Origin of the sequence: Bradyrhizobium zhanjiangense, from assembly GCF_004114935.1 — a bacterium.
Classification (GTDB): domain Bacteria; phylum Pseudomonadota; class Alphaproteobacteria; order Rhizobiales; family Xanthobacteraceae; genus Bradyrhizobium; species Bradyrhizobium zhanjiangense.
The window spans coordinates 3744585-3760443 of sequence record NZ_CP022221.1 but is presented as its reverse complement, the minus strand read 5'-3'; the positions used below and the strand labels follow the sequence as shown (position 1 = coordinate 3760443).

The window sequence follows — 15859 nt, the reverse complement described above, 5'->3', positions numbered from 1 at the left end:
TCACACCTCGAACGCGGACTTTGCCGGCATGGGCGCCGCCGCGCCACGATCAAGCAACAGTTCGATCTTCACCAGGACGTCGGCGACGCGATCGAGCACGTGCTGCAAATTGCGTTGCGCCTGCGCCATGTCCGGGGACCAGATCTCGGTCACGAGCCGTGCGCCGACGCAGAGGCGCAATACGGCCAGCGGGGCCTCGTCCTGGCGCTCCAGCCGGACCGGCTGGCCGATCAGGCAGCGCTGCGCGGCGACCTGCCGGTCCGCCGTGCGGCCGCCGATCTCTTCGTTCATGTCACGCGTCAGCGCCTGATGAACGGCGCCCGTCTCCGCGATCGAGATCGGCTTGCCGTCGCGCAGCAGCAGAAACGGAAAGATCGTAGTTTGCGCGAACTCCTCGTCGTCCGCACCGACCTTCTCGATTCCGGTTGGAACGGGGCGAAGAGACGGCGACAGCGCGATCATGCTGTCGATGCCGGCCGCGAGCTCGACCAGTGCCCTGGCGCGAAACGCACCTGGCACTGCATAGTAGCTGCCGATCTCGGCCAGCGCCCCCTCCAAGCGCAACCATTGGCCGAAATTCGGCCGGCGCTCGAAGCGCGAACGCAGGATCGTCCAGGCCATCGGCCAGTCGCAACGGCCGACATCGAAAAAGCCAGGCGCGATCGCCTCGACCCGGTCGAGCGACCGCGAAAAGCCTTTCGGGACGAGCAGCGCGCCGCTGAAGGCCGGTCCGCCGAAGAATTTCGAGCCGGTGATCAGCACGAGGTAACCGCGATCGAGATAGGAGCGCAGCCGGCGGCGGCCGAGCCGGGCCTGACAGGCATCGACGACGATCTGAACCTTGCGCGGCCAGCGCCGCGCGATCTCGTCGAGGCAGGCCGCGCTCGGTGCGCGCCAGCCGAGTTTCGAGGCATCCATGATCTGAAGCAGCACCGGCGCGCCCTGCGCGATCGTGGCCTCGATCGCGCCCAGCACCGCAGCATCCGCATCCGTGCGCATCGCGATCCCGGGTCCCGCCTCGCGCAGTGGCAGCGCGATGCTGGCGTCGGCCAGCCCCGCAACTGCGCCGTCCTTGCGGACCGCCAAGCCGCTCGCCGTCATGGAGCTGAAATGGTGTCCACGCGCGGTATGGATCGTCCCGCTGCCGGTCTGATCGGCGCCGACCACGGTCGTCACCGGCGGCGCGCCGAGCACCGCGCGCGCCACGAACAGGGCGTGGAGCTGGGAATCCGTGCCGGACGGCGAGAACACCACATCGACCCGCGGCGAGAGCTGGAAATGGCCGCGCAACTCCTCGCGCATGCCTTCACAGCGCGCATCGAAGGCGATCTCGACCTCGTCGAACAGGCACTTGTGCATCAGCTCTTCGCGCGCGAGCGCGGCGCGATCATAGGCCGCTCGCGAGATCGTCGATGCGGTCGAGGAGGCGAAATTCCAGATCTCCGGCTCCGGCGAGGCCGCGCAGCCATAGGCGTTGACGCGATCGCTAGCGTCGAGCGCCAGCCGCGGATCTCCGCCGGAGACGAGCAGCGTGTCCAGCGGCGTGAAGAGATCGCGCAGGCGGTAACGCGAGCCGCGCTCGGATGCGCGTTCCGGTGCTGACAGACGGGATGCGCCGGCGCTCATCCCGAAAGGCTCACGCCGCATCGGCCGCCGCCGCTGCAGGCGCGGGCGCGAATTGCGAGGCGATGTCGCCGTGGAACACCGACGGTCCGACGTGGTCGAGCGAGCTCTGGATGTCGGCCCAGATCTCGCCGCCGATGTCGGTCCAGCGCTTGCAGAAGGCGAAGTCCTCGGAAAGATACGTGCCGGTCGCCGGATCGATCATGCATTCGAACAGCGCGAACCGGTTCGGGCTTGCCGCCAGCGTATCGTGCGAATGCTCGCGGAAGAATTGCAGAGATGCATAATCCGGGTGGCGGCACATCGCTTCCAGCACGTGGCGCCGGATCATCAGGAAGCCGGTGCCGGCATAGCGCACGCGGGTGAAGCCGTTGACGACCACGATGCGGTCGGGATCCTCGATTTCCAGCACGTAGTCGAGCGAGGCCGCCGGCACATCGGTGCGGCCGGCTTCGACGGCGCGCTTCGCCTTGTCCCAATTGACCCGCTTGATCGGGTAGCAGCCGGCGACGACGTCGGCGCCGCATTCGATCAGCCGGAACACCTGCTCCGGCTTGAAGCCGATGTCGGCATCGATGAACAGGAAATGCGTCGCCTTGGGATCGTCCAGGAACATCGCGACCAGATTGGCCCGCGCGCGCGTGATCAGCGCGTCGCCGTCGCGCAAGTGCACCTTGAGCTCGAGATTGGACATGCCGTGCACGGCGCGCTGGAGCGCAAAGATCGAGCTCGCATAGATGCTCGACACCTGCCCGCCGAAGCATGGCGTTGCCACCACCAATTGCATCTTGTCCGACATCGGCAGCCCCGCCCCGCTCCAATCCTCACCAAGAGGTAAAGAGGCATGGTTAACGGCGCCTTAACGCGACCTTACAAGAACTTGACGAGCGAGAGTTGCGCCAGGTTCGAGGTCACCTGATAGGACGCCTGGAGCGCGTTCTGGAGCGCCAGGATCTGGCTCGCGACTTGGTCCGGCGAGGCCGATTCCGCCTGGTCGATGATGGTCTGGAGCTGCGCCTTGGCCTGGGTCTGGCGCGTGGTCGCGTCCTTCATCGTGTTCTGGGCCATCGCGATGTCGGTCTGGATGTCCTCGATGCGCTGCTGACCGGGCTGCTGGGTCAGCGCCTGCGTCACGCGCAGGCTCAGCGCGGAAACCTGCCCGCCCGAATATTGCCCGGTCGGCGAGGTCGAGAAAGTCCCGAACACCGCGATCGCCTGCAATTGCCGGCGGATCGCATCCTCATTCGCCTGGGCGCCATACTGCACTGTGACGGCATCGTCGACCCGTGCCATCGCGGTCGAGCGCGGCGAGCCCGGCCCGTCATTGCCCAAATACCATTTCACCGTATTGGCCGAGCCGTTCACCAGCGTGGTTGCCGAGCTCGCCGGGAACGAACCGACGCGCAGCGGCGGTTGCGTGGCGATCACGGGCGTCGAACCGAAACCGAGCGAAACCAGCGCCCCCGTGTTCGAGCTCGTGATGTTGAGCCTCGCCGCATCGTCGGTGTTGATCGTGATCGAACCGCCATGGGCGGTCGAGGGCTTCGACGTCCCCGTGATCTGGTCGATCTTACTCAGCAGGGTCTGGATGCTGTCGGTGACGTTGAGCTGGTTGCCGGTCGCACCCGAGCTGACGAAGGTCAGCGTGGTGCCGTTGATGGTGATGGTGTCGCCGGCGACGAAGCCCGGCGAGATCGAGTCCGACGGGCTCGCGCCGGACAGTGCCGTCGCGCCGGTGACGGGGGCCGGCGGCGCAGCCTGGTTGTTGACGGGCGTGCCGATCGCAGAGCTCGCCGTGTCGAAGAAATTGTCGCCGGCGACCACCGCGGATGCCGCCACCAGCGAGGTGTTGGCGAGCTTGGTGATCGCGGTGTTCAGCGCCGTGTTGAGGTTCGCGGCCGTGTTGTTCGGGTTGACGGGGACGCTCGCGTCGATCGCGAAGCTGCCGAGCGGGGTCGGCGTCGCCGTCGAGGCGGTCAGGTCGATCTGCTCGGTCGTGCCGTCCGGTAGCGTGAACTGGACGCTGAGCTTGTCGCCGTTGTTCGGGTTGACGCCGTTGAGATCGACCGAGAACGACACCGGCGAGCCGCTCGGGCCGGTGACGGTCGCACCTGTCAGCGTCGAAGAGACCGCCTTGATCTTGAGCCCGAACGGCGATCCGGCGACGTCCTCCGACACCCGCACCGAGCTCGGCGTCGGCTGCGTCTGCACCAGGCGGCCCATGCCATTGGCGCCGAGATCGGCGGCCTGGCGCTCCGCCATGACGGTCTTGAAGCCCGCCTGCGTCGTGGTGCCATTGATGATGTCGCCGGCATCCGCGACCGACTGGGTGTTGACGGCCGTTCCGGAGAACAGATAGCGGCTGCCCGTCTGCGTGTTGAGAACGCCGACCATCGAGCCGAACTGGGCGGCGGCGGTGTTCTGCGCGACCGTCTGGCCGTTGACGTTGAGGTCTTGCGCGGTGCTGGCCGAGCCCGTCTGCACCGTGTTGCGGATCTTCGTCAGCGACTGCAGCGCGGTATTGGCGAGGTTGATGCTGACATTGACGTTGGTGATCGTGTCGGTATAGGCGGCGATGTTGGAGAGCTGCGCGCGTCCGGCGATCGCAAAGCCCTCGTTGGTGCCCATGCCGGAATAGTTCTGCGACAGCTTGCCGGTCGAGAGTTGCGTCGACAGATCCGTGAGCTGCTCATTGATGTTGCGGATCTGCGCGCCGAGAATCGACGAAGAGTAGTTGATGCTGCTGATCGACATCTTTCAGAGCCCTGTTACTTGCTACACTTGAGCCTGGAGCAACGTGTTCATCATGCTCTGCACCACCGACATCACGTGAGCGTTGGCGGCATAGGCATTCTGGAGCTGGATCAGGTTCGACATCTCCGAATCCAGATTGACTTTGGAGGTCGAGTCGAACTTCGCCTGGAGCGTCGAGACCACCACGCTTTGGCCCTGCTGGAGCTGGGTCGCCTGGGTCGCGGCATTGGCCTGGATGCTCAGGAACTGCTGGAGGTAGTTCGAAACGCTGCCGGTAAAGGGCTGGTTCGCCGAGCCGAGGCCGGTCTGCGGCGAATAGGAGAACACCGCACTGGTGAGCTGCGAATAGAGATAATCCGAACGCGTGGTGTCGCCCGCGGGCGTCACCGGCGAGGTATTGTAGACCGACAGCCGGGTCGGATCGGAAACCAGCTGCGTGTTCACGGCGATGCGCCCGGCAAGGCCGGTCATCTGCGAGCCCGACGCGGTGATGGCACCGGTGTAGAGCGCCTGCCCGCCGTCGGTGAACAGCGGCAGCTGCGGATTGCCCGAGGTCAGCGACGAGATCGTCTTGATGGTCGAGGCCGAATTGACCTTGGCAAGACCGGTGTTGTCATCGGTCACCCGCAGGGTCGTGGCCGTCGCCGGCGATGGGGCGGCGGCGAACGACAGATGCGTGCCTGATAGCGCGGTATTGAGCGCAGACGCGATCGCTCCCATGCCGCCGGAGAAGTTGACACCGATCCGCATCGGGTTGGCATTCGTCGCGTTCTGCAGCGGTAGCGCCGCCGGATCGGTCACGTTGACGAGCGTGATCTGGCGCTGGGTATTGGTCGCCGTGTCCGTATAGGTGATGTTGACGGTATTGCCAGGCTGCGCACCGGCAAGGTCGAGATCGAATCCGGCCGGCGGGCCCGAGACCGTACTGCCGGCCGTGGTCTTGTCGGACAGCGCGCTCGACATCGTCGCGGCGAGCTGATCGAGCTGGGTCTGCGCCTGCACCAGGGTCTGGTCGCGCAGCTTCAGATCGGCCGCGATCTGGCCGGAAGACACCACGTTGTTGGCGACGACGTCGAGCTGCGAGCCGTTCGGCAGCTTGATCGTGAGCGCGCCGACACCGGACTTGGCCGGATCGCTGTTGTAGAGCGACGTTGCCGAGAGCGCGCCGGTGGACGCAAAAGAGAATTGCGAGGCGAGCCCGGCACCGACGAGCTGAATGCCGGTCGTGGTGTAGATGTTGGCCTGGTTCGAGCCGTCGGTGGTGACGCGGACGTCGACATATTTCGACAGCGTGTTGATGGCCTGGTCGCGCTGGTCCATCAGCGTGGCCGCCGAGGGGTCGTTGGCCGACAGGCCCTGGAGCTTGGTGTTGATATCGGCGACCTTCTGCATCGCCGCGTTGGCGGCTAGCGCCGAGGTGCCGAGATCCTGCTCGACATTGGAGCGCAGCGACTGGATGCCCTTGGTGGTGACGTTGAGCTGCTGCGCCAGCGCCTGCGCCGCGCCCAGCGCAACGGTCTGCGCCGACGAGGCGCCCGAACTGGTCGACAACGCCTGGAGTGCCGTGGTGAATTTGTTGAGCGCGCTTTCGAGCGTGCCGTCGTTGCCCGGCGTGCCGTAGACATTCTGAAGCTGCTTAAGGATGTTGGCCATCTGGTCGGCGTAGCCGCTGCCGCCGGTCTCGGTCCGCAGCTGGTTCAGCACGTAGCTGTCGAGCTCGCGGCTGACGCCAGTGGTCATCGCCGTCGAGCCGAAGTCGCCGGTGGTGACCTCGATCTGGTTCGGCGTCTGAACGATATAACCCGGCGTCTGCGAATTTGCGACGTTCGACGAGACGATCGAGAGCGCGGCCTGGTTGGCACGCAAACCGCTCATCGCACTGGCGAGGGCTGAACTCAAACCCATGTTACTTACCCGCCTTTGGTTACGTCACGCGCCGATCAGCGCAACACGTTCAGGAGATCCTGCACCATCGAATTCGCGGTCGTGATCACCTTGGTGTTGGCCGAATAGGCCTGCTGGGTCACGATCAGCTTGGTGAATTCGTCGGCGATGTCGGTGTTCGAGCCTTCCAGCGACGAGCCGCTGATGGTGCCCGAAGCGCCGTCGATCGCAGGTCCCGACTGCTCGGTCGCGGCATAGGCGCCGCCATCGAGCGCCTTCAAATAATTGGTGCCGTTGAAGTGCGACAGCGAGACCTGCGCGAGGTCGAGGTTCTGGCCGTTGGAGAAGGTGCCGACCACGAGGCCGTTGTTGTTGACGGCGACGGAGCGGAGCTGACCCGCGGCGTAGCCGTTCTGGGTGATGGTGTTGATGGTCACCGCGCCGCTGGTGCTGGCGTATTGCGTCAGACCGCCCTGGGAGATGTTGAAGGCGACCGAGCCGAGCGACTGACCACTGACGCTGACATTGTTGATGGTGATGCCCGAGCCGCTCGGCGAGGTCAGCGAGCCGTCGGCGGCGAAGGTGAAAGCCTGCCCGGTATTGACCCAGCCGACCGTCGTGCCGGTCGCATTCGGATCGGTCTGGTAGAACAGGTTCCAGGTGTCGGAATGGCCGGTGCCCAGCGAGGCGCTGTCGGTCTTGGCCCAACGCAGCTGCAGGTTCACCGGTGTGCCCGCGGCGTTGTAAGCGGTGACCGCGCCGCCGCTGATCGATTCCTTGGTGAAGGTAGCGATGTCGTTGCCGATCACGCCGCCCGTACCGGCAGTGCCGCCACCGCCACGGTTCTTGGAAATGGATGACGTGAAGCCGAGCGCGGCGAAGGCGCTGCTGTTGTTGCTGGTCACCGTCAAGGTGGGATTGGCGATACCGGTATTCAGGGTGATCACGCCATTGCTGATCGAAGAACCGCTCGCACCGCTGAGCGTGTCGATCCTTTGAAGCAAGGTCGCGATGTCGTCGGTGATGTTGATCTGGTTCGGAGCGACAGCACCGGAGGCCACGAAGGTGATCGTATTGGCGGGTGCCGTGCCGTTGACCTGGATCGTGTTGCCGACCACGAAGGGCGTCGAGAGGACTTCCGGACCGCCGGGCGTCGCGGTGCCGCCGAGCTGTGTACCACTCGTAATCGCGGGGGTGGACAGCACGTTACCGCCGCGTGTCACGCTGCTGACCCCGAGCAAGCTTGCCGCAGTGCCGCCGATCGTGACGTCGGCCGTGGTGCTGGTCGTGATCTGGATGTTACCGCTGGCGTTCATTGTCGCGGTGGCGGGGGCGCCGCCGGCGCCCAGGGTGATCGCATTCAGGATGTCCGAGATCTTTGCGCCGGTAGGCGAGAGCAGGCCGATCGTGGTGACGCTGCCGACCGTCGAAGCGCCAGAAACGGTGGCGTCGAAGTTGATGGTCTGGCCGTTGACCGTCAGCGACTTGCCGGACAGGTTGGTGAGAAGGCTGGTGTTGAGATGCGGGGACACGGTGGAATCGAGAGACGTGCCGCCAGTTGCCGCCGCCGAAGCGCTATCCAGCAGCGCCACCGTGCCGGTCGCGGTCGTCGCCGTATAGGCCGAGCGCAGATTGCCGGTCGCCGCTGCGCCGGAGATCGTCGCATTCGTATAGGGCGGCGGCGGCGTGCCGACGATCAGCGGGTTGGCGGCGAAATCCGACGGGTTAAGGCCGCCGGCCGCCAGCAGCGTGCCGCTCGCCGCGGTCGAGCTCGCCGCCGTGTTCGGCACGCTCGGCAGGTTCGCCGCGTACTGGATCGAGGTGGTCGCCTGGGCCGGGATGAAGTTGTTCTGGAATTTCAGGACCGTCGCCACGTTGCCGGTCGGGTTGCCGGTCTTGGGGTCGACCGTGGTGCCCATCAGATAATAGCCGGCGCCATTGACCAGATTGCCGTTGGCGTTGAGCTGGAAGTCGCCGCGACGGGTGTAATAGGTGACGCCGTTGAACACCGGCACGTTGTCGACGACGCCGGTCGCCTTCTGGATCGAGAAGAAGCCGTCGCCGGTGATCGCCATGTTGGTGGCGACGGTGGAGGACGAGATCGTGCCTTGGGTGGTGATCGTGGCCTTCGCGTTGGCCGTCACGCCGCCCGCGACCTGCTTGCTCGGGACCGAGGCGTCGGGAATGAGATCGACGAAGCTGGTGCCGATGCCCTTGTAACCGGTGGTGGATGAGTTCGCGATGTTGCCGGAAATGTTCTGCAGCGCGTAGGACTGCGCCTGCAAGCCACCCACCGAGGTGTTCATTGCATCGAAGATACCCATAACTTTGTCTCCAAATCCGATCTCGGCGGCGCCGACCCGTGGCCGCAATCGGGAGAGACAGTCGCAAAGGCCATGCCAATGCGGGTATGTTCAGGAAATCAACGACTTAAATAGACATGCCCCGGTTGGATGACCGGGGCACAATTGCCGGGCCGGCAACAATTGCCGGGACGTCATGACGTTTTCGAGCGACGCGTCACAAGCTCGCGCGAAGAAGACGCGTCAACCAAGAGCCTACGTCGCCGACGTCGCCGCGGGATGGAAAACCAATCCAAAACCGTCGATGCAGTAGCGCAAGCCGGTCGGCTTCGGACCGTCGTCGAAGACGTGGCCAAGATGGCCGCCACAGCGGCGGCAATGCACTTCGGTGCGGACCATGCCGTAGGCACGGTCCTCCGTCTTGCCGACATTGCCCTCGATCGGCGCATAGAAGCTCGGCCAGCCGGTGCCGCTCTCGAACTTGGTCTCGGACGCAAACAGCGGCAGGTCGCAGCCGGCGCAGGCGAAGATGCCCTTGCGATGCTCCTTCAGCAGCGGGCTGGAGCCCGGCCGCTCGGTGCCGTGATTGCGCAGGATCTCATATTGCTGCGGCGTGAGCTGGGCACGCCATTCGGCCTCCGTCTTCGTGATTTCGAACTTTTCCGCGGCCTTCTCACTAGCCTCGGCCGGGGATGCCCTCAGCCAGCGGAAGGCCGAAAGGCCGAACAGGCCGACGGCAGTCGATAGCAGGATGCGGCGATCAAACATCTCATTCTCCGTGCGGGAGCGTGTCCACGCCCTGAGATACGGGCTTCTTGCGGCTGACGTTACACTTCCGGGCGGAAATTTTCTCGGGTCTATTGCGAGACAATGTCCTCGTGCGAGGCCGGTTCCGCGTTCTGGGCCGCAGCTCGTGGCGGGGGGGCCGGCCGTGGCCGGACACCGGGCGGCGGACGGCGCGGACCAGTGCCGGCCGCCCGGTTGGCTTCGGCAAGGCGGGCCTCGCGTTCCCTGTCCTTGACCCGCGCCCGCTCTCGGTAGCGGGCGAGCGAGCCGGCGGCGGCGGAGCTCGCCCTGCCCCAGATCCCGACCAGCTGGCCCGCGACCCGTCCGGTCATGCCTCCCGCCCAGACCAGCTCGAATGGCGAAAACAGGCGCCAGCGCTCGTCGCCCCGGAGGATGCTGCGCGCAATCATCTGTCCGGCCATGGCCGAAATGTTCATGCCCTGGCGGCCGAACCCGCTCGCCACCCACAGGCCTTTGCGTAGCTGGCCGATCTGCGGCATGCCGTGCACGGTCTGGCCGGTGGCGCCGCCGAACGTATCGGTGATCTCGACATTGCCGAGCTGGGGAAAGATCGTGCGGATCCGTCGCTTGATGGCGCCGGCGAAGCGTTGCGGACGTGCCGCCCAGGTGGTCTCCGGGCTCTCCCACATCAGCCGGTCGCCGTCGACGATACGGAAATGGTCGATGCCGTCGGAATCCAGCACCGATCCCTTGAAGGCGACGATCTCATGCACACGCTCGCCGAGCGGCGCGGTGATCCCGGCATAGCGCCAGACCGGGAGCAGCGTCTCCGACAGGCGCCGCAAGGGCGCGCCGAGATGGATGTTGCCGGCGAGCACGATATGCGTCGCGCGCAGCCGCGCCGAGGGCGTGACGATGCGCTTGCGGATGCCCGAATGATCGATGCTGACGACCGGCGTGTCCTCGAAGATGCGGGCGCCCGCCCGCCGCGCCAGCGTCGCAAGGCCATGCACATATTTGCGGCCGTCGACCTGGAACGCGCGGGGATAATGGATGCCGTGGAAATAGCGGTCGGTCTTGAGCACCGCGCGGACGCGATCGACCTGCCAGCCCTCGACCTCGGTGTCGAAATCCTCGCTCAGCATCTGCAACCGGCTGATCAGCCGGTCGCCGGCATCGACATTGGAGACTTCCAGCACGCCCTCGCTGAGGCCGATCCCCGGCATGTTCTCTTCCGTGGCGTTGGCGCGGACGAACTCGGCGCCCTCCTTCGACAGCGTCCACAATTCGTGCGCATCCTCGAAGCCGATGCGCTCGATCAGGTCGGTGAGCGGCAGTGCAAAGCCCGGCATCACGGTGCCAAGCTGATTGCCGGAGGCATTCCAGCCGACATGGCGGCCCTCGAGCACCGCGACGCTGGCCCCGAACCGGGCCGCCTCCAGCGCGATGGAAAGGCCGGCAAGCCCCGCCCCGATCACGCAAATGTCGGCATCGAGATCGAACGACAGCCGCTCCCGCTCGTGAAAGCCGGCTTCGTCTTTGGGCACGCCTGTGAAGGTCTCATTCATGTCGTTTTCTTAAAGGACCGATCGGGCGCTTGTCACCTTGTCCTCAACCCGCGCCTGTAGATTATCCTGGATGCGTAACGATTCGAGAATGCCATGCGCCGTTTGATGCTGCTGCGTCACGCCAAGACCGAGACCGACGCGCCGAGCGGCCGTGACCAGGATCGCCGCCTCGACGACCGTGGCCACAGGGATGCTGCGCAGATGGGCGACTGGATCGCCGCCCATCCGCCCTTCCCCGATACCGTGCTGGTGTCGCATGCCGTCCGGGCCCGACAGACCTGGGACATCGCCTGGAAGGCAATGAAGGACCGCGTCGCGGCGCCGCAGGTCGAGGTCCTGCCGGAACTCTATGGCGCCGATCCCGCGCAGATCCTGGAAGCCATTCGCACTGCAACCGCGCCGGCCGACCCGAAGCGATTGCTGCTGATCGGCCACAATCCCGGCATGCACGAGGTCGCGCTGATGCTGACGGGCGGCGGCGACCCGGCCGGAGCCAGGGCACTCGGCCACAACCTGCCCACAGCGGGGCTTGCGATCTTCGACTTTGACGTCAAGGATTGGGGTGACGTGGCCTACCGCCGCGGCAAACTGGTGCTATTCGTCAGCCCCAAGCTGCTTCGATCAGGATGAGACGCGCGGGCGCGGTCTCGACCGGTTGATTCAGCTTAAGAGGTGCTGACTGGAAGACTGGAGGCGCAGATGTTCAAGTCCATCCTCGTGCCCATCGACCTCGCCGACACCGATCTCGCCAAGCCGGCGATCGCAACCGCGGCGACGTTGTCTCAGACCTGGAGCGGCACGGTACGCCTGCTCAACGTGCTGCCGATGACGCCGGTGATGCTGGCCGAATACGTGCCGGCCGATTTCGACGAGCAGCAGCGCCAGACCTCGGAGGAGGCCCTCGCCATCGTCGCGCGCGAGTCCGGGATCGAGCCCTCCCGTATCTCCAGCGTGGTGCGCCAGGGCGGCATCTATCACGAGATCCTGGAAGAAGCGGCGCACATGAAAGCCGACCTGATCGTAATGACCTCGCACCGGCCAGCGATGCGCACCTATTTCCTCGGCTCCAACGCCGGACACGTCGTGCGCTATGCCAAATGCTCAGTGCTGGTGGTCAGGCACTGAGGGTTGCAGCAAACGCCGTCCGCCTATTGCTCGGGCTACAAGACCTTGCGTCGCCCTGTCGGGCAAAACACCCCAACTGTCGGTCAATGCCTACCATCCAAAATATTCCGCTTTACCGAAATTCGGAAACGGCGTATGTGTCGCCGCAACCCGGCCCGAGGAAGAGGGGCGTATCGCGATCGTCGCGAACGCAGGTCGGGCGGCGGTGGACGTTGACCATACCGGCGCGAAAGGCTTCGCAGGGCGGGCAACCGTGAGCGAAAGCGTCACGCCAACGACAGGTGCGGTTCGCGTACGGCCAAATCGTGTGGTCCTGGCGTCCGGGTTCTGTGCGCCAAGTCTGGCGGTGATGAGGCGGCCCGACCGGGTTCGCAGCATCAGCGATCCGCAAGCCGACGGGGGCAATAGTGCATCGCTCCCCGGGGAGAGCGCGACATAAGCCGTTCCAACCACTGCGCAGGGAAGGCCGGGATGCTTCCGGTTGCCCTGTTTCCCGCTATGCATTGAAGCACACGCAATCTGCTCTTGGCATGGCGGTCCATAGGAGCCAACCGGCTCCCGGTCTTCCCTGCGCCCTCTTGCATTGAAGGCAAGGCGACGAAGCAAAGCTCGGGCGAACAAGCCGCGAGGATGCGAGGGTGTGTCTGCGATTGAAATGTACGTTAGAGGAAGGACAGTGCCATCCACATATTCCGTCATTGCGAGGAGCGCTTGCGACGAAGCAATCCAGAGTCTTTCCGCCGAGGGATTCTGGATTGCTTCGCTGCGCTCGCAATGACGATGTTGAAACAGTTGCGCGACAAACTCCGCTCTCATGCCCCGGACGCAGCGCGGCGCTTCTTCAGCGGTGCGCTGCAGAGCCGGGGCCCATGCGGCAGCGAATGCTTGGCTTGCTGGGTCCCGGTTCCGCGCAGCAGCGTAAACGCTGCAGCGCGTCCGGGACACGCGAAGGGGTCAGCCACCCTCCGCCATTATCATTGCCTCACAAATACCGCGTCAGCTCGGCCTTGAACTGGCCGTAGACCGCGTCCTCGATCTGGCTGCGCGTGATCCCGATGTCGCGCAGGGCGCGGTCGTCGAGCTCGTTCAGCGTCTTGACGGCGGAGCGGCGCTCCAAGCGATCGAACAGCGCGTAGACGGCGCCAGCGAGCATGCTGAAAAATCCGCTCGATGGGGATGGGCGTAAACTCTGCCCGGCAGTTTGCGAGATCGTGGTCATTGTTCTTCTCCGGCCTGTCGTCCCGCGCGGCGAATCCGATGCCGTTGGCGCAGACGCTTCGAGCGCTTGCACCTCATTTGCCGTCGGATTGCTCTCGCTCTCCTCGGCTCAATCGCGGAACTTGATGGAACCTAAATGCTCCAGTACATTGCTCGGAGCAAGGAAAACATTGCTCTCGGTGCAATAATGTCCAAGTTCGAGTACGTGAAGCTTGCCGATGCCATTGCCGTCGACATCGCTAACGGCACGTTAAGGCCCGGCGACCGGCTGCCGCCGCAGCGCAATTTTGCCTATGACCGCGGTATCGCGGTCTCGACCGCGAGCCGGGTTTACACGGAATTGCTCCGCCGCGGACTCGTGGTCGGCGAGGTCGGCCGCGGCACCTTCATCTCCGGCGACATCAGGCGCGAGGTCGAGACGATCAGCGAGCCGGCCGACGCGCGCATCAACTTTGAAGTCAATTACCCGCTGCTGCCGCAGCAATGGGCGATGATCGCCAAGAGCCTTGCGGGGCTCGAGCGCGTCGATGCGCTCGAATCCGCGCTGCGCGTCTCGACCAGCACCGGCACCAAGAGCGCGCGTGTTGCGGCCGCCGCCTATCTCTCGCGCAAGGATTTTACGCCACAGGCCGAGCAGATCGTCTTCACCGCCAACGGCAAGCAATCACTCGCGGCCGCGCTCGCAGCACTCGTTCCCACCGGCGGCCGCTGCGGCGTCGAGGCGCTGACCTATCCTTACATCAAGAGCATCGCCGCGCGGCTCGGCGTGACGCTGGTCCCGCTTCCCATGGACGAGCACGGCGCGCGCCCCGACGCGATCCAGAAGGCGCATCGCGAGGCGCACCTGTCGGCGCTGTATCTCCAGCCCATCATCCAGAACCCGCTCGGCGTCACCATGAACGCGACGCGGCGCGCCGACATCATGCGGGTTGCCGAAAAGCTCGATCTCACCATTATCGAGGACACCGTCTACGGCTTCCTCGCCGACGACACGCCGCTCGCCGCACTCGGTCCGGACCGCTGCATCGTGATCGACAGCCTGTCCAAGAAGGTCGCGCCGGGCCTCGCGCTCGGCATCCTCGTCACACCGCCTCACTTACGCGAAAGCGTGATGAGCGCGGTCCGCACCGGTGGCTGGATCGCCTCCGGCCACGCGCTCGCATCCGGGCAGCGGCTGATGGCCGACGGCACCGTCGCCGAGCTGACGCGGCTGAAGCGCATTGACGCCGCGCGCCGCCAGCAGACCGCGGCAAGGCTTTTGGCGGGCTACCAACTCGCCGCCGACCCGCGCTCATACCATCTCTGGCTGACACTGCCGCCGCATTGGCGTTCGCAGACCTTCGTCGCGGCGGCGGCCCGGCGCGGCATCGCGCTGACGCCGTCCTCGACCTTCGCAATCGCGCATGGTCATGCACCGAATGCGGTGCGGCTCGCGCTCGCTCCGCCGTCGCCCGAACAGCTCGATTCCGGCCTGCGCACGATCGTGTCGCTGCTCGGCACCAAGGAAGAGGATCTCGACTCGACGGAGTAGCGATCGGTCTATGGCAGCAAGGACCGGGGCAGTTGATCGAAGCTGTAGCTCCGCGGCTGGTTGCGCCACACGAAGCCGCCGACCTGCCAGGCGAACAGGGCGGCAAAGCCGAGGATGAACAGCGCGCCGGCGAACTCGCCGATCATCAGCGCGCGGATCAACAGACCCGCCATCGCCACCGTCAGCACCGCCAGGAAAGCCAGCACCGCCGCATAGGTCTTGCGGCCGAGGCCCGCGCTCAGCGTCGCCCGGCTCCCCGCCTTCGCCATCCGCTCATGCAGCGCGACGAGAAAAGCGCGAAAGCCGCTGTCCTGCGGCGCCATCAGCGCCGCGGTCTGCCAGCTCGTCGACAGGATCGCGATACGCCCACCGCTGGCGTGGCTGACGTCGGCACGAAAGCGGTGCTGCTGCATCGACACCGGGCGAAACGACAGCCGAATCGCGCTGATCTCGTCATAGCGCCACACCGCGGAGCGCCCGGCGACGTGCCAGGACAGCCCCTGCTCCGTCAGCTCGAAGCGATGTGCCGAGCCGATCAGCGACGCCTTGTAGGCATAGCTCGTGACTGCCCCAGCATCCGAAACCTGCATCTCGACAATCAATCCCGTCCGCGCGATCCGGTTCGCGATCCGCTTGCGCGACCGCCCTCGCCCATCCTACAAGCGGGGCATGGCTGAGACGACCTTTTTTCCGCGCCGCCTGATTCTCGGCGCTGCAATGATCTCCGGCGTGCTGCTCGCGCTCGCGGTGCACATGCTGGGCGCGCGCTACGGGCTCGACCTCGGCGGCCTCTGGCGCTCCGACGCGCATGAGTTCATCCCGGCCGGCGCGGCAATCGCCTGGTGGCTGATCGCGACCGTCGGCTTTTCCGGCGGCTATTTCACGGCGACCATGATGCAGAGCGCGATTTCCGGACAGATCCCGCAACGGATGCGCCAATTCCTGATCGCGGTCGGCGTGCTGCTGCTTGCGGGCGCGGGCCAGGTGGCCTCGGCACCGACCCCGATCCCGACCGTCTCGAGCGTGCTGACCGGGCTCGCTGCGCTGTGTCTCGGCGCCGTGATGGCATTTTGCGGCGCGCATTTCGCACTGCGCCGCGGCTAGAC

The 15859-nt window shown here is 65.6% G+C and carries 13 protein-coding genes; 4 read left to right on the top strand and 9 right to left on the bottom strand.

Annotation, left to right across the window (positions count from 1 at the left end; translation table 11 throughout):
* From XH85_RS17570 to XH85_RS17540, 7 genes are all read right to left on the bottom strand, one after another.
* Positions 1 to 1647 (bottom strand): hypothetical protein, encoded by a 1647-nt coding sequence (locus XH85_RS17570; RefSeq protein WP_164940786.1) that lies wholly within the window; start codon positions 1645 to 1647, stop codon positions 1 to 3.
* Positions 1637 to 2422 carry a hypothetical protein gene (locus XH85_RS17565; protein ID WP_128932803.1) on the bottom strand — a complete coding sequence of 262 codons (786 nt, stop codon included), beginning with the start codon at positions 2420 to 2422 and terminating at the stop codon, positions 1637 to 1639. Before XH85_RS17565 ends, XH85_RS17570 begins: the two co-directional genes overlap by 11 nt.
* Before the next feature lie 71 nt (positions 2423 to 2493).
* Positions 2494 to 4377 carry a flagellar protein gene (locus XH85_RS17560; RefSeq protein WP_128932802.1) on the bottom strand — a complete coding sequence of 628 codons (1884 nt, stop codon included), beginning with the start codon at positions 4375 to 4377 and terminating at the stop codon, positions 2494 to 2496.
* A gap of 21 nt (positions 4378 to 4398) precedes the next feature.
* Complete coding sequence (flgK, locus tag XH85_RS17555) at positions 4399 to 6282, bottom strand: flagellar hook-associated protein FlgK (protein ID WP_128932801.1); 1884 nt, start codon at positions 6280 to 6282, stop codon at positions 4399 to 4401.
* A gap of 35 nt (positions 6283 to 6317) precedes the next feature.
* Positions 6318 to 8585, bottom strand: coding sequence for a flagellar hook-basal body complex protein (locus XH85_RS17550; protein ID WP_128932800.1), 2268 nt, complete (start codon positions 8583 to 8585; stop codon positions 6318 to 6320).
* A gap of 234 nt (positions 8586 to 8819) precedes the next feature.
* Entirely contained in the window at positions 8820 to 9332 is a 513-nt protein-coding gene (gene msrB, locus XH85_RS17545) for a peptide-methionine (R)-S-oxide reductase MsrB (RefSeq protein WP_128932799.1), read from the bottom strand.
* An 89-nt stretch (positions 9333 to 9421) separates the two neighbouring features.
* Positions 9422 to 10879: an NAD(P)/FAD-dependent oxidoreductase gene (locus XH85_RS17540; RefSeq protein ID WP_128932798.1), complete on the bottom strand. Its 1458-nt coding sequence runs from the start codon at positions 10877 to 10879 to the stop codon at positions 9422 to 9424.
* Positions 10880 to 10972: 93 nt separating this feature from the next.
* Between XH85_RS17540 and XH85_RS17535 the strand changes: the two genes are divergently transcribed.
* On the top strand, positions 10973 to 11509 hold the full coding sequence (locus XH85_RS17535; RefSeq protein WP_128932797.1) for a SixA phosphatase family protein: 537 nt from the start codon (positions 10973 to 10975) through the stop codon (positions 11507 to 11509).
* 69 nt (positions 11510 to 11578) lie between these two features.
* Complete coding sequence (locus XH85_RS17530; protein ID WP_027577099.1) at positions 11579 to 12004, top strand: universal stress protein; 426 nt, start codon at positions 11579 to 11581, stop codon at positions 12002 to 12004.
* Between the two features lie 982 nt (positions 12005 to 12986).
* Here XH85_RS17530 and XH85_RS17515 read toward each other — a convergent pair.
* Positions 12987 to 13157 (bottom strand): DUF1127 domain-containing protein, encoded by a 171-nt coding sequence (locus tag XH85_RS17515; RefSeq protein WP_245473645.1) that lies wholly within the window; start codon positions 13155 to 13157, stop codon positions 12987 to 12989.
* 252 nt (positions 13158 to 13409) lie between these two features.
* Here XH85_RS17515 and XH85_RS17510 point away from each other — a divergent pair, with 252 nt between their 5' ends.
* Complete coding sequence (locus tag XH85_RS17510; protein WP_164940521.1) at positions 13410 to 14753, top strand: aminotransferase-like domain-containing protein; 1344 nt, start codon at positions 13410 to 13412, stop codon at positions 14751 to 14753.
* 8 nt (positions 14754 to 14761) lie between these two features.
* Here XH85_RS17510 and XH85_RS17505 read toward each other — a convergent pair whose 3' ends face one another.
* Positions 14762 to 15343, bottom strand: a complete 582-nt coding sequence (locus XH85_RS17505) for a hypothetical protein (protein WP_128932793.1) — start codon at positions 15341 to 15343, stop codon at positions 14762 to 14764.
* Positions 15344 to 15422: 79 nt separating this feature from the next.
* Between XH85_RS17505 and XH85_RS17500 the strand changes: the two genes are divergently transcribed.
* Positions 15423 to 15857, top strand: coding sequence for a hypothetical protein (locus XH85_RS17500; protein ID WP_128932792.1), 435 nt, complete (start codon positions 15423 to 15425; stop codon positions 15855 to 15857).
* Positions 15858 to 15859: the final 2 nt, after the last annotated feature.